18 protein-coding genes are annotated in these 17,580 nt (G+C 73.7%); 9 read left to right on the top strand and 9 right to left on the bottom strand.

The genetic code is table 11. The features are described 5' to 3' along the window. Nucleotides 1-3 precede the first annotated feature (3 nt). The gene (locus J3R08_RS03090) at nucleotides 4-894 is read right to left on the bottom strand and encodes an SDR family NAD(P)-dependent oxidoreductase (protein ID WP_036342954.1); all 891 of its coding nucleotides are present in this window, start codon (nucleotides 892-894) and stop codon (nucleotides 4-6) included. A gap of 114 nt (nucleotides 895-1,008) precedes the next feature. Here J3R08_RS03090 and J3R08_RS03085 point away from each other — a divergent pair, with 114 nt between their 5' ends. Continuing rightward, entirely contained in the window at nucleotides 1,009-1,560 is a 552-nt protein-coding gene (locus J3R08_RS03085) for a DUF4190 domain-containing protein (protein WP_043326901.1), read from the top strand. 44 nt (nucleotides 1,561-1,604) lie between these two features. Here J3R08_RS03085 and J3R08_RS03080 read toward each other — a convergent pair whose 3' ends face one another. Beyond that, nucleotides 1,605-2,561, bottom strand: a complete 957-nt coding sequence (locus tag J3R08_RS03080) for a CoA ester lyase (protein ID WP_209959947.1) — start codon at nucleotides 2,559-2,561, stop codon at nucleotides 1,605-1,607. A gap of 124 nt (nucleotides 2,562-2,685) precedes the next feature. On the opposite strand from J3R08_RS03080, the gene J3R08_RS03075 reads away from it, so the two are divergent. The 3 genes from J3R08_RS03075 to J3R08_RS31800 all read left to right on the top strand — a co-directional run bounded on the left by J3R08_RS03075 (nucleotide 2,686) and on the right by J3R08_RS31800 (nucleotide 4,569). After that, on the top strand, nucleotides 2,686-3,510 hold the full coding sequence (locus tag J3R08_RS03075; protein WP_166455797.1) for an SDR family NAD(P)-dependent oxidoreductase: 825 nt from the start codon (nucleotides 2,686-2,688) through the stop codon (nucleotides 3,508-3,510). Nucleotides 3,511-3,552: 42 nt separating this feature from the next. Then, nucleotides 3,553-3,840 carry a hypothetical protein gene (locus J3R08_RS03070; protein WP_043326906.1) on the top strand — a complete coding sequence of 96 codons (288 nt, stop codon included), beginning with the start codon at nucleotides 3,553-3,555 and terminating at the stop codon, nucleotides 3,838-3,840. An 84-nt stretch (nucleotides 3,841-3,924) separates the two neighbouring features. Beyond that, entirely contained in the window at nucleotides 3,925-4,569 is a 645-nt protein-coding gene (locus J3R08_RS31800) for a hypothetical protein (protein WP_245254664.1), read from the top strand. Between the two features lie 3 nt (nucleotides 4,570-4,572). Here the strand turns inward: J3R08_RS31800 and J3R08_RS03060 are convergent, their stop codons facing one another. Both J3R08_RS03060 and J3R08_RS03055 read right to left on the bottom strand, forming a co-directional pair. Beyond that, a complete protein-coding gene (locus J3R08_RS03060) occupies nucleotides 4,573-6,708 on the bottom strand; it encodes an APC family permease (RefSeq protein WP_280841895.1) in 2,136 nt (711 codons plus the stop codon). Between the two features lie 66 nt (nucleotides 6,709-6,774). Beyond that, nucleotides 6,775-7,767, bottom strand: a complete 993-nt coding sequence (locus J3R08_RS03055; protein ID WP_209959943.1) for a DMT family transporter — start codon at nucleotides 7,765-7,767, stop codon at nucleotides 6,775-6,777. A 106-nt stretch (nucleotides 7,768-7,873) separates the two neighbouring features. Here J3R08_RS03055 and J3R08_RS03050 point away from each other — a divergent pair, with 106 nt between their 5' ends. Continuing rightward, nucleotides 7,874-8,569 carry an HAD family hydrolase gene (locus J3R08_RS03050; protein ID WP_043326914.1) on the top strand — a complete coding sequence of 232 codons (696 nt, stop codon included), beginning with the start codon at nucleotides 7,874-7,876 and terminating at the stop codon, nucleotides 8,567-8,569. Between the two features lie 77 nt (nucleotides 8,570-8,646). Here the strand turns inward: J3R08_RS03050 and J3R08_RS03045 are convergent, their stop codons facing one another. Both J3R08_RS03045 and J3R08_RS03040 read right to left on the bottom strand, forming a co-directional pair. Continuing rightward, complete coding sequence (locus J3R08_RS03045; RefSeq protein WP_181373712.1) at nucleotides 8,647-9,180, bottom strand: hypothetical protein; 534 nt, start codon at nucleotides 9,178-9,180, stop codon at nucleotides 8,647-8,649. 110 nt (nucleotides 9,181-9,290) lie between these two features. Then, nucleotides 9,291-10,160 carry a PhzF family phenazine biosynthesis protein gene (locus J3R08_RS03040; RefSeq protein ID WP_064447573.1) on the bottom strand — a complete coding sequence of 290 codons (870 nt, stop codon included), beginning with the start codon at nucleotides 10,158-10,160 and terminating at the stop codon, nucleotides 9,291-9,293. A gap of 33 nt (nucleotides 10,161-10,193) precedes the next feature. Between J3R08_RS03040 and J3R08_RS03035 the strand changes: the two genes are divergently transcribed. The 3 genes from J3R08_RS03035 (at nucleotide 10,194) to J3R08_RS03025 (ending at nucleotide 13,302) form a co-directional block, all read left to right on the top strand. Continuing rightward, a complete protein-coding gene (locus J3R08_RS03035; RefSeq protein WP_043330671.1) occupies nucleotides 10,194-11,480 on the top strand; it encodes a magnesium transporter MgtE N-terminal domain-containing protein in 1,287 nt (428 codons plus the stop codon). Next, nucleotides 11,473-12,081: a DUF1003 domain-containing protein gene (locus tag J3R08_RS03030; RefSeq protein ID WP_043326919.1), complete on the top strand. Its 609-nt coding sequence runs from the start codon at nucleotides 11,473-11,475 to the stop codon at nucleotides 12,079-12,081. The genes J3R08_RS03035 and J3R08_RS03030 overlap by 8 nt, the downstream gene beginning before the upstream one ends. Nucleotides 12,082-12,153: 72 nt before the next feature. Next, a complete protein-coding gene (locus J3R08_RS03025; RefSeq protein ID WP_030501083.1) occupies nucleotides 12,154-13,302 on the top strand; it encodes an Mrp/NBP35 family ATP-binding protein in 1,149 nt (382 codons plus the stop codon). 63 nt (nucleotides 13,303-13,365) lie between these two features. On the opposite strand, the gene J3R08_RS03020 is transcribed toward J3R08_RS03025, so the two are convergent. After that, complete coding sequence (locus tag J3R08_RS03020; protein WP_043330672.1) at nucleotides 13,366-13,776, bottom strand: preprotein translocase subunit TatB; 411 nt, start codon at nucleotides 13,774-13,776, stop codon at nucleotides 13,366-13,368. A gap of 73 nt (nucleotides 13,777-13,849) precedes the next feature. Further along, on the bottom strand, nucleotides 13,850-15,154 hold the full coding sequence (locus tag J3R08_RS03015; protein ID WP_176722725.1) for a S1C family serine protease: 1,305 nt from the start codon (nucleotides 15,152-15,154) through the stop codon (nucleotides 13,850-13,852). Between the two features lie 211 nt (nucleotides 15,155-15,365). Between J3R08_RS03015 and J3R08_RS03010 the strand changes: the two genes are divergently transcribed. Beyond that, on the top strand, nucleotides 15,366-16,016 hold the full coding sequence (locus J3R08_RS03010; RefSeq protein WP_255358665.1) for an O-methyltransferase: 651 nt from the start codon (nucleotides 15,366-15,368) through the stop codon (nucleotides 16,014-16,016). 22 nt (nucleotides 16,017-16,038) lie between these two features. On the opposite strand, the gene J3R08_RS03005 is transcribed toward J3R08_RS03010, so the two are convergent. Further along, nucleotides 16,039-17,517 carry a M17 family metallopeptidase gene (locus J3R08_RS03005; protein ID WP_069087217.1) on the bottom strand — a complete coding sequence of 493 codons (1,479 nt, stop codon included), beginning with the start codon at nucleotides 17,515-17,517 and terminating at the stop codon, nucleotides 16,039-16,041. Between the last annotated feature and the right edge of the window lie 63 nt (nucleotides 17,518-17,580).

Genomic DNA, 17,580 nt, shown 5'->3' with positions numbered 1-17,580 from the left:
GGCTCAGCGGAACTGCGCCTCCCGGACGCTGTTGCCACCGTCGACCACGAGCATCTGCCCGGTGATGTACGACGCGGCCGGCGAGCAGAGGAACGCGATCGCGGCGGCCACCTCGTCCGGCGTGCCGGGACGCCCGACCGGCGTACCCAGGCCCTGCTTGATCTCGGCCATGGTGGACGCCGCGGTGTGGATGATGCCCGGCGCCACCGCGTTCACAGTCACCCCGTCGGCGATCATCTCCATCGCCAGCGCCCGGGTCAGCCCGACCACGCCGGCCTTGGCCGCCGCGTAGGCCGCCTCGGTGGGCAGCGCGTTGACCGGCCCGGCGGTGGCGGCCAGGTTGACGATCCGGCCCCAGCCCCGCTCGGCCATGCCACCGATGAACGCCCGGCTGCACAGGAACGCGGTGGTCAGGTTCCTGTCGATCTCGCCGCGCCACTCGTCGTACGTCAGCTGGGCCACCGGCCGCAGCACCTCCGGGCTGGCCCGGCTGGCCAGGCCCGCGTTGTTCACCAGCACCTCGACGTCGCCGAGCTGCTCGGCCACCGCGTCGGCGAGCGCGCCCACCTCCGACTCGTCGGTGAGGTCGGCGACGAAGCCGGTGACGCCCAGCTCGCCCGCGCGCTCGTGGATGCGCCGGGTGGTGGAGACGATCGCGACCCGGGCGCCCAGGTCGGACAGCCGGCGCGCGGTCGCGTACCCGATGCCGTCGGCGCTGCCCGCGCCGGTGACCAGCGCGACCCGGCCGTCCAGCCGCATGGTGGCCGGTTCCGGCAGCGGCGCCGGCCGTTCGGAGTCGGCGGCGCCGACCGGCTCGCCGCCACGCGGGCGCCGCACCGACCCCGGCCGGCTCATGTCCCGTCGCGACCGACCCCCACGCGCGTCAAGTGCCATGCCGAGGATCCTGCCCGGTACCGACCCGCCGGGCAACGCGCGCCCGGAAAGAGGGTGCTCCGTGTCGCGAGCCGGTGGCTACCCTGAGCCGACCACGTACCTGGAGATGATCAGATGAGCTATCCCCCACCGCCCGGTGGTTGGCAGGACCCCTCGGCGGCCGGGCCGCACTCGGCGCCGCCGGCCGACCCGATCATGCCCGCGATCCCGAACCAGCCGGGCCCGGCCGACCCGTACGCGCCGGTCGCCGATCCCTACGCGCCGGTCGCCGACCCGTACGCGGGCGCGAAGTCCCCGTACGCCCCACCCGGCGGCGACCCGTACGCCGCCGCGATGCCCGGCTACCCGCCCCCGGGCACCTACCCGCCACCGGGGGCCTATCCCGGCTACGCGATGCCGCCGGCCCGCACCAACACGATGGCCATCGTGGCGCTGGTCCTGTCGCTCGTCGGCTTCGCCTCGTGCATCACCGCGCCGATCGGCGCGATCATGGGCCACGTCGCGCGCAAGCAGATCCGGGAGACCGGTGAGCAGGGCGAGGGCATGGCCACGGCGGCCATCATCGTGGGCTGGATCCTGACCGCTCTGCTGGTCGCCGGCATCATCTTCTACATCGTGATGATCGTGATCGCGATCGGCGCGTCCAGCGCCAGCAGCAGCTACTGACGCCACCGGGCCGCCCCCGGGCGCGGGGGCGGCCCGACGCGCGATCAGGCCGAGGGCGGCGTGAACGAGGACGTACGGGACATGCCGGCGGCGCGGCCCTTGGCGGCGATCACGAGCGCCATCTTGCGGGACGCCTCGTCGATCATCTCGTCGCCGAGCATCACCGCGCCGAGCTTCCCGCCCGCCTCCGAGGTGTAGTAGTCGTACGCGTCGAGGATCAGCTCGGCGTGGTCGTAGTCGGCCTGCCCCGGCGAGTAGACCTCGTTCGCCGCGTCGATCTGGCCGGGGTGCAGCACCCACTTGCCGTCGAAGCCCAGCGCCGCCGAGCGCTTCGCCACCTCGCGGAACGCGTCCACGTCGCGGATCTGCAGGAACGGGCCGTCGATGGCCTGCTTGTCGTGCATCCGCGCGGCCATCAGGATGCGCATCAGGATGTAGTGGTACGGGTCGCCCGGGTAGTCCGGGATCAGCGCGCCGACCACCAGCGACTTCATGTTGATCGAGGCCATGAAGTCGGCCGGGCCGAAGATGATCGTCTCGACCCGGGGCGAGGCGCCCGCGATGGCGTCCACGTTCACCAGCCCGGCCGCGTTCTCGATCTGCGCCTCGATGCCGATCCGGCCCACCTCCAGGCCGAGCGTCTTCTCGATCTGGGTGAGCAGCAGGTCCAGCCAGTGCACCTGCTCGGCGTTCTGCACCTTCGGCAGCATGATGCAGTCCAGGTTCGCCCCGGCGCCCTCGACCACCTCGATGACGTCCCGGTAGGTCCACGGCGTGGTCAGGTCGTTCACCCGGACCACGCGGGTCTTGCCCGCCCAGTCGCCCTCGTTCAGCGTCGCCACGATGTTCTTGCGCGCGTCCGGCTTGGCCAGCGGGGCGACCGCGTCCTCCAGGTCCAGGAAGACCTGGTCGGCGGGAAGGCCCTGGGCCTTGCCGAGCATCTTGACGCTGGAGCCGGGCACCGCCAGGCAGGATCGGCGGGGACGACCGACAGCGGTCATGGGTGCGCTCCTTCCAGCGTCCGGCGCAGGCGCCGGCGCAGCGGTGGATTTCGAGAACTTAACGATCCCAAAGGGCGTGGTGACGCCACGGTAACCTCGTGCCGTGACCGGGGTGAATGGACCTGTGGAAGATCTCACTGAGCGTCGGATCGTGGTGCTGACCGGGGCGAGCTCCGGCATCGGCCTGGCCGCCGCGGAGGAGCTGGCGCGCCGCGGTGACCAGGTGGTGCTGGTCGGCCGGGACCCGGCCCGGCTGCGCGCCGCGGGCGAGCGGGTCCGCGAGTGCTGCGGCGAGCAGCCGGAGCTGTTCCGCGCCGACTTCGCGGTGCTCGACGACGTACGCGGGCTCGCCGAACGCCTGCGCGAGCGCTACGACCGGATCGACGTGCTCGCCAACAACGCCGGCGCGATCGTGCTGGAGCCGATCACCACGGTCGACGGTTTCGAGCTGAGCATGCAGGCCAACCACCTCGCCCCGTTCCTGCTCAGCAACCTGCTGCGAGACCGGATCGGGCGGATGGTGGTCACCGGCTCGGACGCGCACCGCAGCGGCGTGCTCGATCCCGACGACCTCAACTCCGCGCTGCGCTCGTACCGGCCGTTCCGCGCGTACGGCACCAGCAAGCAGGCGAACATCCTGTTCACCGCCGAGGCGGCCCGGCGCTGGCCGGAGGTGCCCGCGCACGTGTTCCACCCGGGCGTGGTGCGGACCCGCTTCGGCAACGAGAGCCGGATCGTGGCGCTCGGCATGCGGCTGCTGCCGTTCCGCAGCCCGGAGAAGGGTGCCGAGACGCTGGTCTGGCTCGCCTGCCAGGATCCGTCCCGGCTGACGAACGGCGGCTACTACGCCGACCGCAAGCCGCATCGGCCCCGGCCCAAGGCGGCCGACCCGGCGCTGGCCGCGCGGCTCTGGACGGCCAGCGCGAAGGCCGTCGGCGTCGACGCCTGAGCGGGTCACCACGACCGCCGGTCCGCTGGGACACTCGACGCCATGACGACGGGAAACGAGGTCCTGCTGGTCGCGCTGGTCGACCTGAGCGCCGACGCAGACGCCGGGCGGCGGTACGAGGACGCGGTGCTGGCGCTGCTCGGCCGGCACGGCGGCGAGTTGCAACGGCGGCTGCGTACCGGCGACGGGGAGACCGAGGTGCACGTGATCCGGTTCGCCGCCCGCGCCGGGCTGGACGCGTTCCTGGTCGACCCGGACCGCGTCGCGCTGCGCGCCGAGCTGGGCGATGCCGCGCCCGCCACCCGCGTGCTTGAGGTACGCGACGTCTGAGCTGCGCCTTCTCACTCACTTCATCACGCGGGGACGCCGAGAACAAGACTTGATCTTGGGGCTGGCGAGGCGCAGTGTCGGGGCATGGACTTCGATCCTCTGGCCACCGCCCGCCGCGCACTCTGGATCGGCGGCGCGCAGTGGGCCGGCAAGACGACACTCGCGGTCACGTTGGCACTGCGGTACGGGCTGACCGCGTACCTCTACGACCGCCACGACGCGCGAGGGCACGACGACCGGCGGATCGCCGACCGGATCCGACGGGGTGAGCCGCCGGACGGCCCGGACGCGGAGGCGACCTGGGTGACGACGAACCCGGAGCGGATGGCAGCCGAGACCCTCGCCGGATTTCCGCGCCGCTTCGAGTGGGTGCTCGACGACCTGAGCGCGCTGGTGAGCGGTCGCCGGGTGGTCGCCGAGGGCTGGGGGCTGCGGCCCGAACTGGTTGCCCCGATCGTCGAGTCGACAGGGCAGATGGTGGTGCTGGTGCCGACGCCGGAGTTCCGCGCGTACCAGGTGGAACGGCTGCCGCGGGCGATGGCCCGGCATCCCGGCGTGAGCGACCCGGAGCGGGCGTGGCGTCATCGGATCGCGCGCGACGAGCTGGTCGCCGCCGACGCGGTCGCCGGCGCCCGGGCGCTCGGGGTACGCGTGATCGAGGTGGACCTCGGCCGGGACGCCGAGGCGGTCGCAGCGCTGGTCGCCGACCACTTCGCCGGATACCTCTGAGCGTCACCGCGACACGTGCACCGGGACGCTCGTCACCACCACGCCGGGCAGCGCCCGCAGCGCGGTCCGCAGCCGCTGCTCGGCGCGGCTGTGCAGCAGCCGGTACCGACGTCGGCGCAGCACCACCTCCGGCACGATCACGGTGAGCGTCAGGTCCGGGCTCGCGGCGTGCAGCGCCTCCAGGTAGTGCGCCAGCGGGCCGATCACCGACCGGTACGGCGACACGATCGTCTCCAGCTTCAGGTGGTCGCCCCAGGCCCGCCACTGGTCCCGGAACCGGTCCGCCTCGTCCTGCGCCGGAGCGAGGTGCACGGCGAGCGTCGGCCGCCCGAGCGAGGTCGCGTACGCCAGCGCGCGCAGCGACGCCCGGTTCAGCCGGGCCACCGGCACCACCACCAGGTGGCGTACCTGCTGGGGCAGCTCGTCGCACTCGGCGGGCGGCGCGGACGGCGGCGAGTGCAGCGCCAGCGCGCGGTGCAGCCGGTCGTAGTGCCCGTGGATCCGGCGGAACAGCAGCACCAGCAGCGGCACCGCGAGCACCACCACCCAGGCGCCCTCGGCGAACTTGGCTACCGCCGCGGTCAGCAGCACCAGGCCGGACAGCGTCGCGCCGACCGCGTTGACCGCTAGCCGGCGACGCCAGCCCGGCCCCCGACGGCGTCGCCAGTGCACCACCATGCCGGTCTGGGACAGCGTGAAGGCGAGGAAGACGCCCACCGCGTAGAGCGGGATCAGCCGCTCGGTGTGCCCGCCGAACGCGACGAACACCACCGCCGCGGTCAGCGCCAGCGCCACCAGCCCGTTGCTGAACGCCAGCCGGTCGCCCATGTGCAGGAACCGGCGCGGCGCGTGCCCGTCCCGGGCCATGAAGAACAGCAGCCGGGGAAAGTCGTTGAACGCCGTGTTCGCCGCGAGCAGCAGGATCAGCGCGGTCGTGGCCTGCAGGATCGCGTACCCGGGACCGCTGGGGAACGTGACCCGGCCGAGCTGGGACAGCAGCGTCTCGTCCGCGCGGGGCGCCAGGCCGTCCAGGTGGATCAGCCCGATCAGGCCGGCGAACAGCGTCACCAGCATGGCGACCATCCAGCCCAGCGTGGTGCGGGCGTTGCGCCACTCCGTCGGGCGGAACGCGGGCACCGCGTTCGAGACCGCCTCGATGCCGGTCATCGACACCGCCCCGGAGGAGAACGCCCGCAGCACCAGCAGCAGGCCCAGCCCCTCGGCCGCGGGCGCCGAGGGCGGCGGCAGCGGCGCGAAACCCCGCGAGGCGGCCTTCGCGTACCCGACCGCCAGCACCACGAGCAGCACCACCACGAACGCGTACGTGGGCAGCACGAAGATGTTCCCGGCGGTGCGTACGCCGCGCAGGTTGCCGGCGAGCAGCACGGCGATCACCAGCACCCCGAGCGGCACGGTCCACCGGCCGAGGCCGGGCAGCGCCGAGGTGACCGCGTGCACCCCGGCCGCGATCGACACCGACACGGTCAGCACGTAGTCGAGCATCAGCCCGGCCGCGGCGGCGAGTCCCGGCGTACGCCCGAGGTTGTCCCCCGCGACGATGTACGAGCCGGCGCCGTGCGGGTAGGCCGGGATGGTCTGCCGGTAGGACAGGCCGACCGCGATCATCAGCACCACCAGCAGGGCGGCCAGCGGCAGGGCCAGCCCGAGCGCGGCGCTCCCGGCCAGCACCAGCACCGCGAGCATCGCCTCCGGCCCGTACGCCACGGAGCTGAGCAGATCCGAGGAGAGCACCGGCAGCGCGACCAGCTTGCGCATCCGCTCGTAGAGCACCGACGCGCTGGACAACGGCGGACCGATCAGGGTCCGGCGGACCCGGACGACCGACCGGCCGGCCCGGTTGCCGGGCAGGTCCGCCGCGCCGGTGGCGACCAGTTCCCCCGGCTGCGCCACGGTGAACATGTCGATCGGCGCCAGCCGGCCGAAGCGGGTGGGCGCCGGATGGTGGTCGTGCCGGCCCAGCGTCGGGTCGACCGGCAGGTCGTCGGCGCGGCGCGGGCCGCGCCACCGCTCGCCGATCCGGCCGAGGGCCGCCCGTTCCTCGTCGCCGAGCGGCGGGAACTCGGCCGAGGGCGTGACGACCGTGCCCGCCTGTGCCGCGTCGTCCCGCTCCGCCCCCACCCTGAGCACTTTCGTGCAAACGGGACCGTCCAGGGGCCGGAACGGCGCGACTTCGCCCCGACCGGCTCAGTCGGGCGCGTCGCCGGGTCGCCGCGCCCGCTCCGCGTCGCCCAGCAGGTCCGGGTCGGCGGGCGCCGCGACCGGCGTGGCACGGCGACCGGCCCGCGCCCCGCCGAGCACCACCACCGCCACGCCGGCCAGCAGCAACGCCAGGCCGGGCAGGGCCAGCGGCCGGGGCAGCTGGCCCAGCCACACCCAGCCGATCACTGCCGCGCCGGGCGCCTCCAGCAGGATCAGCACGCTCACAGTAGTCGCGGAGACCCGGTGCAGGGCGTAGTTGAACATCGAGTGGCCGAGCAGTTGGGCGCCGGCCACCAGTCCGAGGATCGCCAGCCAGGTCGTGCCCTCGAAGCCGTGCAGGCGTACCCCTCCGACCAGGCACACCACCAGCAGGACCAGCGCGCACACGCCGTAGCAGACGGTGGTGTAGGTGGTGGTGCTGATGCTGGCCCGGGCCCGCTCACCGAAGGCGGTGTAGACGGCCGCGAACAGGCCGCCGACCACCGCGAGCAGGTCACCGGCGAACGCCCGGCCCGAGACGCCGAAGTCCGCGCCGGTGGCGAGCGCCGCGCCGAGCACGGCCACCGCGATGCCGGCCCACACCGCCGCCGGCAGCCGCCGCCCCTGCCAGCGGGCGATCAGGCCCTGCCAGACCGGCTGCGTGGCGCCGAGCGCGGTGGCGGCCGCGACCGAGGTGAGCTGCGCGCTCGGCATCCAGGTGGCGAAGTGGGCGGCCAGCGCGACCCCGGCGAGTACGCAGTAGAGGCCCTCTCGCCGGCCCGGCCCGACCGTCAGGGCGCGCAGCTCGGCCCGTCGACGGGTCAGCGCCACCGGCCCGAGGACCGCAGCCGACAACGCGGTACGCCAGAACGCGACAGCGAGCGCCGAGGCGGCGGCGAACGCCACGAGCGGTGCCGAGGACGACACCGAGGCGACAGCCAGGGCGAGCGCGCCCACCGTCAACACGTCGAGCGGCGGGCGATGCGGAACGGTCGGCACGAGCGGTAATCCTCACACGAACACCCGACCGACACGGAAAGTCAGCACTCCGTTACGATCATGCGTCCCGGCGATCTCCCCCCTCGACGTCCGGAGGCGTTCCCTCATGCCCAGATTCCAGGCCGTGCTGTTCGATTTCTTCGGCACCCTGACCCACGGCGCGCGGCGTGGAGCCGCCCACATCGCCACCGCCGAACTGCTCGGCTGCTCCCCCGAGGCCCTGATGGAGGTGCTGGACAGCAGCTTCTACGAACGGGCCAGCGGCTCCTTCGGTAACGCCGAGTCCACCATGCGCCGGGTGTGCGCCCGGCTCGGCGTCCACCCGTCCGACGCGGCGGTACGCGCCGCCGTCGCCTCCCGGCACCTTGCCGTACGCGCCGACACCCGGCTGCGCGCCGAGGCGGTCCCGGTGCTGGCCGCGCTGCGTCGCCGGGGCGTCGGCACCGGGCTGGTCAGCGACTGCACGCACGAGCTGCCGGCGTTCCTGCCGCAGCTCCCGGTCGCGCCGCTGCTCGACGCCCAGATCTTCTCGGTACGCCTCGGGCGCTGCAAACCGGACCCGGAGCTCTACCTCGCCGCGTGTTACCGGCTCGGCCAGGCGCCGGCCGACTGCCTCTACGTCGGCGACGGCGACAGCCAGGAACTGACCGGCGCGGAACGGGCCGGGCTGAGCGCGGTCCGGCTGGCCGCGCCGGATCTGGCCGGCCATGTGGTCCTCAACGCCGACCACGGCTTCGACGGGCCGTCGCTGACCTCGCTGACGGACGTGCTCGGCCTGCTCGACCCGGTCCCCGTCGCCTGACCGGGCCCGTCGGACGCGGGGCGTCGGACGTGGCCGGGTCGGATCGGGCGGCCGCCTGACGCCCCGGCGGTTCGCGGTCAGCGGCGGCGGACGCGGTGCAGGCGGAACGGCTTGCGGACGGCCCGCACCACGGGGGCCGGCCGGGGCTGCTCACTCAGCGAGCTGTCCGGCAGGTCGGCGCCGGTCACGACGGCGCCGACGGGCGCGAGCCGGTTGAGCGCGCATCCCTGCGCCACCCATCGCTCCACCAGCTCGACGGCAGCCCCTGAGGCGTTGAGCCGCTTCGCCGCGACCAGCGGCGCGGCGGTGTCCCACTCCTCGGTGCCGGGTCGCAGCCGGGTCACCCGCGCCGACCAGGTGACGATCCGTCCGCCGTGGTCGCCGCGCAACGTGACCTCGGCGGTCTCGCTGTCGGCCAGCCCGGGGGCGGCCTGCTCACCGGGGCCGGTGACCACCAGCAGCGTGCCGTCCAGCGGGAGGCACCACAGCGCGTACGCCGGGCCGCCGCCACTGCTCACCCAGCAGACGGCGGCCTTCTTCACCGCCTCGTCCACCAGCGGAGGAGTCACCCGCTCGTCCACCTCGTCACTCACCCCGCCATCCTCCCCCATCCCGGCCCGTCCCTCCCGCCCCGGCCGGTTGACCAAGGAGTTCGTGTCCTCCAGAGGCCCGTTCGCCGACACAAACTCCTTGATCAACCAATGTGGGATGGGGGGTGGGGTCAGCCGATGAACGGGGGGACGGTGATCTCGCCTCGGGCCACCGGCATCACCTGGCCGGAGACGGTCGCTCCCAGCGCCAGCCCGCCGGAGGCGGTCACCGTGCAGGTCAGCGTGGAGGGGCGGTGGATCTCGATGCCCTGCCGGACGGTGTACTCCGCGCGCCCCTCGCCGGGCAGCAGCCCGCTCGCGACCAGCCAGACGCCCAGTCCGAGAGCGGCCGAGCCGGTCGCCGGGTCCTCGGGCACGCCGAGCCCCGGCACGAAGACCCGGGCGTGCGCGGTTTGCGAATCGGCGTCCCAGGAGAAGAGGCTGACGTGCTCAACGCCGTACCGCTCCGCCGCCGCCGTGTTCAACCGTGCCCGGGCCACCGCGTCCGGGCGTACCGGAAGGTAGGGGAACTCCAGGCCGCACCCGGCGACGCGCGGCGGCGGGCCGACGTGGTCGGGGCCGGTGAGGCCGACCATCTCCAGCAGCGGTTCCGGGTCGAGTTCCGGGCCGAGCGTGGGCGTGCCGCCGGTGAGCGTCGCGCCGGTCGCTGTCACCTCGATCGGCAGGACGCCGGCGCCACACTCCTGGGTGACCCGGCCCGCGCCGAAGACGCCACGCCGGCTCGCGGTCACCGCGGCGCCGACGCTCGGGTGCCCGGCGAAGGGCAGTTCGTCGGCGGGGGTGAAGATCCGCGCCCGGTAGGTGGCGCCGACCTGTGTCGGCGGGAGCACGAAGACCGTCTCGGACAGGTTGAACTCCAGCGCGAGCGCCTGCATCTGCTCGGTGGCCAGCCCTTCCGCGCCGAACACCACGGCCAGCGGGTTGCCGGCGAAGGGGCGGTCGGTGAAGACGTCCACGATCTCGTAGCCCAAGGTCGACATGCTGTTAGAGAGTAGGCCCTTAGGCTGGTGCCCGTGAGCACGCCGAACCGGGTCTACCTCGCTCGACTCGCCGGAGTCGCCGTTTTCGACCCGAACGGCGATCAGGTCGGCCGCGTCCGGGACGCGGTGGCGCGGATGCGCGCGACCCAGCGACCGCCGGAGGTGGTCGGCCTGGTCGCGGAGATGCCGATGCGACGGCGCATCTTCCTGTCCATCAACCGGATCACCTCCATCGATCCCGACGGGGTGGTGCTCGGCAGCGGCACGCTCAACCTGCGCCGGTTCGAGAAGCGCCCGAACGAGCTGCTGGTGCTCCAGGAACTGCTCGACCGCCGGGTCCAGGTCGAGGGCGGCCGGGCCGGCTCCGTGGTGGACGTGGCCATGGAGTGCAGCCGCGGCGGCGAGTGGACACTGAGCCGGGTCGCCGTGCGCGAGCACACCGGCCGGCTCACCCGGCGCGGCCACCTCCACCAGGTCGAGTGGGACCGGGTGCACGGCCTCGGCGCGGTCGGCGACAACCGGGGTACGGCGAACCTGCTCGCCGTCCTGGAGGACATGCGCCCCGCCGACCTCGCCAACGCCCTCCAGGACCTGCCCGACGCCCGGCGCAACGAGGTGGCCGCCGCGCTCGACGACGAGCGCCTGGCCGATGTGCTCAGCGAGCTGCCCGAGCACGACCAGGTGGAGATCCTGGCCGCGCTGGACCGCCAGCGCGCCGCCGACGTGCTGGAGGAGATGGAGCCGGACGACGCCGCCGACCTGCTCAACGAGCTGCCCCCGCCGGAGCAGGACGTGCTGCTCGACCTGATGGAGCCGGACGAGGCCGACCCGGTACGCCAGTTGCTGCGCTACGCCTCCGGCACCGCCGGCAGCGTGATGACCTCGGAACCGGTGATCCTGCCGCCGGACGCCACGGTGGCCGAGGCGCTGGCCCGGATCCGGGAGCCGCAGCTCTCGCCCGCGGTGGCCGCCCAGGTCTTCGTGACCCGCGCCCCACTGACCACGCCCACCGGCCGCTACCTGGGTATGGTGCACTTCCAGCGGCTGCTGCGGGAACCTCCGGCCGATCTGCTCGGCGGCATCGTGGTCAACGACATCGACCCGCTGCGGACGTCGACCCCGCTGCCCGAGATCACCCGCCGGATGGCGACGTACGACATGGTGAGCATGCCGGTGGTGGACCGGAACAACCGCCTGGTCGGCGCGGTGACAGTGGACGACGTGCTCGACCACTCCCTGCCGCGGGACTGGCGGGACCGGGACGCGGTATCCCCCTCGTCCGCCACCGACGACGGCCCCCTGGACGGCGACGATGAGTGATCAGCGACGGGGCGACCGGCTGGACCAGCCGCGCACCCCACGGAACCTGCGCCTGCGCCGAGTCGACGCGGAGACGTTCGGCCGCTGGGCCGAGGGCATCGCCCGGGGTATGGGTACGGCGAACTTCCTCGTCTACATGACGCTGATCCTGGTGGCCTGGTTCCTGTGGAACACGCTGGCCCCGGCGAACCTGCGCTTCGACCCGTACACCTTCACGTTCTTGACCTTGGTCCTGTCCCTGCAGGCGTCCTACGCGGCGCCGTTGATCCTGCTCGCGCAGAACCGGCAGGCGGACCGGGACCGGATCGCGCTGGACGAGGACCGGCGGCGGGCCACGTTGCAGAAGGCGGACACGGAGTACCTGGCGCGGGAGATCGCCGCGCTGCGGATCGCGATGGGTGACGTGGCGACCCGGGACTTCCTCCGCTCGGAGCTGACCCGGCTGGGCGAGGAACTGGACGAGGCGGCCGAGCGGCGGCGCAAGCTGGAGCGGCGGCAGCAGGAGCGGGAGGCCCGCCGGACGGCCGGCGCCGATCGGCTGGACGAGCCCCGGGACGAGCTGGACGGCGACTTCGCGCGGGACGGTCGCTACGAGGGCTGACCGGCCATCGAATCGCTCACACCGCCCCCGCCAGCGGCGGTGGCCGATGACCCGCGACGTAGCATTGCGGGCATGTCAGCACCCGTCAGCACCGTCTCCGACGCGATCCAGGCCGCCCTGGCCACCGTCAACGACCCGGAGATCCGCCGGCCGATCACCGAACTCGGCATGGTCCAGTCCGCCGAGCGGGACGACGACGGCGTGGTCCGGGTGGAGCTGCTGCTCACCGTGGCCGGCTGCCCGCTGAAGGACAAGCTGCGCAGCGACATCACCGCCGCCGTGGGCGCGGTGCCCGGCGTGAGCGGCGTGGAGATCGTCTTCGGGGTGATGAGCCCGGAGCAGCGCCAGGAGCTGCAGTCGAAGCTGCGCGGCGGTGGCGCCACTGCCGAGCCGGTGATCCCGTTCGCCCAGCCCGGCTCGCGGACCCGCGTCTACGCGGTGGCCAGCGGCAAGGGCGGTGTCGGCAAGTCGAGCGTGACCGTCAACCTGGCCGCCGCGCTGGCGTCGCGGGGCCTCTCGGTGGGCGTGGTGGACGCGGACATCTACGGCCACTCGGTGCCCCGGATGCTCGGCGCCGACGGCGCGCCGACCCGCGTCGAAGACATGATCATGCCGCCGCAGTCGCACGGCGTGAAGGTCATCTCGATCGGCATGTTCACCCCCGGCAACGCCGCCGTGGTCTGGCGCGGGCCGATGCTGCACCGGGCGCTCCAGCAGTTCCTCGCCGACGTCTACTGGGGCGACCTGGACGTCCTCCTGCTCGACCTGCCGCCGGGCACCGGCGACATCGCGATCTCGGTGGCCCAGTTGCTGCCGAACGCGGAGATCCTGGTGGTCACCACGCCGCAGGCGGCCGCCGCGGAGGTGGCCGAGCGGGCCGGCGCGATCGCGTTGCAGACCCACCAGCGGGTGGTCGGCGTCATCGAGAACATGTCGTGGCTGGAGATGCCGGACGGCTCCCGGATGGAGGTCTTCGGGGCCGGTGGCGGCGCGGCGGTGGCCGAGTCGCTGACCCGGACCATCGGCGCGCAGGTGCCGGTGCTGGGGCAGATCCCGCTGGACACCCGGGTACGCGAGGGCGGCGACGCCGGTCAGCCGATCGTGCTGGCGCAGCCGGACGCTCCCGCCGCGAAGGCCCTGTTCCAGGTCGCCGACCGCCTGGCCGTGCGTCGCGAGTCCCTGCTCGGCAAGCCCCTGGGCCTGAAGCCCGCCGGCCGCTAGCTCCCACCGCTCCCCAACCGCCCCTTCCCGCCGCACGCGAGAGGGGGCGGTCCCTTTTCCGGCTCAGGTGGCGTCGTCGTAGGACGGGCGGGGGGCCGGCGGGGTGGGGGTGCTGGTCGCGACGCTGGGGGTACGCAGGTCGGCGGCCTTCGCGACGTCCTTCAGCTCGTCGTGCACGCCGGTGACGTCCGAGCGCAGGTTGTCGTACATGCTCTGCAGCGGCTTGCGGATCGCCTGCTCGTCGTCCTCGCTGAGCAGGTGCTTGCGGATGAACGCCTTGGGGTGCAGGTCCTCCAGCTGGATGTCCGTACCCAGCTCGCGGCTCAGGTCGCCGGTGGCGTTGCGCGCCATGCTGCGCAGGTTGCGGACCATCCGGAGACCGTCGTTGATGACGTTGGGCAGCCGGTCCCCGAAGATCAACAGCGCCAGGAGCAGCAGGACGCCGATCTCCCACCAGTTCAGGTTCTCGAACACCGCGGCCTCCTCGTCCGTGTCCACGGCAAGACTACGCACGTCAGGTGACCATCCGGGAGGGGGTGACCGGTGCTCACTTCGCGTCGGCGGCGAGCGTCACCGAGGCGTTCTGCCGCGCCGACCCCCGCCGGTACTCGACAGTCACCACCGACCCGGGCGCGTACTTGCGCACCAGCGCCACCAGATCGGTCGGGTCGGTCATCGGATGGCCGTCCAGCCGCAGCACCACGTCCCCGGTGCGCAGCCCGGCGGCCGCCGCCGGACCGGCCGGCTCGACCGCGTTGAGGCGTACCCCGCCGCCGGTGGCGCCGGTGCCGCCGACCTGGGCGCCGATCACCGTACGCCGGGCCTTGCCGGTGCCGATGATGTCCTCGGTGATCCGCTTCGCCTGGTTGATCGGGATGGCGAAGGCGAGACCGATGTTGCCGGCCTCCTGCCCGTCGGCCACCAGTGACTTGATCGTCGAGTTCACCCCGACCACCCGGCCGGCGCCGTCCACGAGCGGGCCGCCGGAGTTGCCGTGGTTGACCGCGGCGTCGGTCTGGATCGCCGCGTAGTAGCGGGTCGGCCCGCCCGGCTCGCCGGCCTGCATCGTCCGGTCCAGCGCGCTCACGATGCCGGCGGTGACGGTGTTGGCGAGCGACAGCGGCGAGCCGATCGCGAGCACCGGGTCACCGACAGCGAGCGCGTCGGAGTCGCCGAACTGCACCGGCGTCAGCCCGGAGCGGGAGACCTTGATCACTGCGATGTCCGACTCCGGGTCCTGCCCGACCACGGTGCCCGCGGCGGTGCTGCCGTCGTTGAACACGACCGTCGCCTTTCCGGGGCCGTCGGCGACCACGTGGTCGTTCGTGACGATGTGCCCCTCGGCGCTGACCACGAAGCCGGAGCCCTCGCTGGTGCCGCCGAGACTGACCACCCGGATGGTGACCACGCTGGGCAGGACCCGCTCGGCGACGCCCGCGAGCGACTCGGGCTTGCGCTGGGCCAGCGCCGGGGCCTGCCCCGACTGCGCGCCGAGCGTCGGCACGTCACCGCCGCGCAGGAGGGCGTACGTCAGGGCGCTGCCCAGGGAACCGGCCAGCAACGCGGTGACCAGGGAAATCAGCACCATCTGGCGCAGTCCCGGCCGGGTCGGCAGGTCCGGATCGGTGACCGGCTCCGGCTCACCCGCGCCCGGTGTCGGCGCCGCCGGAACGACCACGGCGGCCGGCGCGTACGGGTCCCGCCACGGGTCGGCGAGCGCGTCCGACCACCACGGCGACGTCGCCTGACCCGGGGCGTCCTGCGCGGGTCGTCCCGGCGCCGGTCCACCCGGTGCCGGTGATCCGCCGGGCCGGCGCCAGTCCCAGCCGTCGGTCACGTCGGTGCCTCCCACTCCGTCCCCCTCGCCCCGCGCCGGAGACCGGCGGAGCCGGACGACCGTGACGCGCGGGACGCATCCAGGATTACACGGATGACGCGAATGGAGTCAGGGGTTGCCCTCCGTGACCGCTTCACAGCGGACTCGCGGCTGCGCGGGTACCGGCCCGCCTCTACGCTCACAGTGCATACCGCCCCTCGCACCAGTCCGCCCCCGGAGGTGTCCCATCGCCACGGTCGCCGGTCACGGCAGTTCGACGGCCCAGGCGCTTCACTTCGCCGAGTCGTACGTCACCGAGGACCTCGTGCTGCGCACGGCCCGCGCCCTCGCCCACGAGGTGGGCCTGGAGGCGGTCACGCCCGGGTCGGGAGCCGCCCTGCGGCTGCTCGCCGCCGCCGGCAACGCCCGGGCGGTGGTGGAGATCGGCACCGGCACCGGGGTGAGCGGCATCTGGCTGCTGCGCGGCATGCGCCCGGACGGGGTGCTCACCACGATCGACGTCGAGGTGGAGTACCAGCGCATCGCCCGGCGGCTGTTCCAGGAGGCGGGTTTCCCGTCGGGGCGTACCCGGATCATCACCGGCCGGGCCCTCGACGTGCTGCCCCGCCTCGCGGACGGCGCCTACGACCTGGTCTTCGTGGACGCGGCGGCCACCGGCTTCGCCGCGTACGTGGACGCGGCGCTGCGGCTGCTGCGCCCCGGCGGGGTGCTCGCGCTCAACGGCGCGCTCGCGGCCGGCCGGGTCGGCGATCCGGCCGCGCGGGACGTCGAGACGGTCACCGTGCGGGAGGCCATCAAGGCGATCCGCGAGTCGGAGAACTGGGTGCCCGCGCTGCTGCCGGTCGGCCACGGCCTGCTCGCCGCCGTGAAGAGCTGAATCATGCCCCGGCACGCCTGATTCAGCCCAGCGTCGCCAGCCAGCGCAGCAACCCGCGTACGCCCCAGCCGGTGGCGCCCTTGACCAGTTCGCCGTGCGTGTCGTCGGACCACGACGGCGCGGACATGTCCAGGTGCGCCCACCGGTCCCGCAGGTCACCGGTGAACTCCCGCAGGTACAGCGCGGCCACCACCGAGCCGGCGCCCTGCGCCGGTGAGCTGTGCAGGTCGGCGACGTCGCTGGCCAGGTGTTCGACGTAGTCGTCGGCGAGCGGCATCCGCCAGGCCCGCTCACCGGCCGCGGTGATCGCGTCGAGCAGGTCGCCGGCCAGGGCGTCGTTCTCGCTGTAGAGCGCCGCGTGCCGCTTGCCGAGGGCCACCGCGTTCGCGCCGGTCAGCGTGGCCAGGTCGATCAGCAGGTCGGGCTTCAGCTCGCGGACCGCGTACGCCATCGCGTCGGCGAGGACCAGCCGGCCCTCCGCGTCGGAGTTGGTGCTCTCGCTGGTCAGCCCGCCGTAGTGCCGGATCACGTCGCCGGGGCGGAACGCCGACCCGCTGACCATGTTCTCGGCGAGCGGGGCCAGCGTGGTGACCCGTACCGGAAGCCCCAGTTCGGCGGCGCCGAGCGTCGCGGCGATCACCGCGGCGGCGCCGGCCATGTCCTTGCGCATGAGCTTCATGGCGGGCACCGGTTTGATCGAGATGCCGCCGGTGTCGAACGTGATGCCCTTGCCGACGAGGACCACGTGGGTGCGCGCGCCGTCGGGCCGCCAGTCCAGCTCGACCAGGCGGGGGCCGCTGGCGGAGCCGCCGCCGACGGCCAGGATGCCGCCGAAGCCCTCGGCCGCCAGCTCCTGCGGACCGCGTACCCGCAGGTGCAGGCCGGTCCGGCCGGACGCGGCGCCGGCCACCTGCTCGGCGAACCACTCCGGGTTCTTGGTGGACGAGGGCGTGTTCGTGAGGTCCCGGGCCAGGCGGGTCATCTCGGCGGTGGTCCGGGCGGCGTCGAGCGTGCCCGCGAGCGCCTCCGGGTCGTCGACGAGCACCAGCGCCTCGGCCAGGGCCGGGCGTCCGCCGGACTCGGTGAGGCGGAAGCGGTACGAGCCGAGCAGCAGGCCCTCGGCCAGGCCGCGCAGCGCCTCGGTCGCCTCGCCGGGAAGCGCGATGGTGATCTGCGTCTCATCCTTCGCCGCGCGGGCCAGCGCGGCGCCCGCGGTGCGCCAGTCGCGCTCGTCGCCGGACCCGACGCCGAGCAGCCACAGCCGTGCCGGAGCGCCGCCGGGACGCAGGTGTTCGCGTACCTCACCGGCGGCGCCGGTGAGCCGGGTGGCGGGCAGCAGGGCGGCGGCCTCGGCCCGGACGTCGTCGCCGGGCGCGACGGCGGTCGGGACCAGTTCGGCCGGAGAGCCGGACGAGTCCGCGGAGTCGGGCTTCCCGGGACGGACGGGCAGGACGAGAGCGTCGGACCCCGCGGGCCCACTCACCAGACGAATGACCAGCACGCTGGACCGTACCTCCGAAATGGTTTCAACGGGGACGTTTCATCGCTCACCCGCAGAGGAAGG

The organism is Micromonospora sp. HB375 (assembly GCF_017872985.1).
Classification (GTDB): Bacteria; Actinomycetota; Actinomycetes; order Mycobacteriales; family Micromonosporaceae; genus Micromonospora; species Micromonospora chalcea.
This window is presented reverse-complemented; position numbering and strand designations above follow the sequence as displayed.

What these genes read in the sequence shown, in the direction of transcription:
- J3R08_RS03090 (WP_036342954.1), bottom strand. Translation starts at nt 894, where the DNA reads ATGGCACTTGACGCGCGTGGGGGTCGGTCGCGACGGGACATGAGCCGG.
- J3R08_RS03085 (WP_043326901.1), top strand. Translation starts at nt 1,009, where the DNA reads ATGAGCTATCCCCCACCGCCCGGTGGTTGGCAGGACCCCTCGGCGGCC.
- J3R08_RS03080 (WP_209959947.1), bottom strand. Translation starts at nt 2,561, where the DNA reads ATGACCGCTGTCGGTCGTCCCCGCCGATCCTGCCTGGCGGTGCCCGGC.
- J3R08_RS03070 (WP_043326906.1), top strand. Translation starts at nt 3,553, where the DNA reads ATGACGACGGGAAACGAGGTCCTGCTGGTCGCGCTGGTCGACCTGAGC.
- J3R08_RS31800 (WP_245254664.1), top strand. Translation starts at nt 3,925, where the DNA reads ATGGACTTCGATCCTCTGGCCACCGCCCGCCGCGCACTCTGGATCGGC.
- J3R08_RS03050 (WP_043326914.1), top strand. Translation starts at nt 7,874, where the DNA reads ATGCCCAGATTCCAGGCCGTGCTGTTCGATTTCTTCGGCACCCTGACC.
- J3R08_RS03045 (WP_181373712.1), bottom strand. Translation starts at nt 9,180, where the DNA reads ATGGGGGAGGATGGCGGGGTGAGTGACGAGGTGGACGAGCGGGTGACT.
- J3R08_RS03040 (WP_064447573.1), bottom strand. Translation starts at nt 10,160, where the DNA reads ATGTCGACCTTGGGCTACGAGATCGTGGACGTCTTCACCGACCGCCCC.
- J3R08_RS03030 (WP_043326919.1), top strand. Translation starts at nt 11,473, where the DNA reads ATGAGTGATCAGCGACGGGGCGACCGGCTGGACCAGCCGCGCACCCCA.
- J3R08_RS03025 (WP_030501083.1), top strand. Translation starts at nt 12,154, where the DNA reads ATGTCAGCACCCGTCAGCACCGTCTCCGACGCGATCCAGGCCGCCCTG.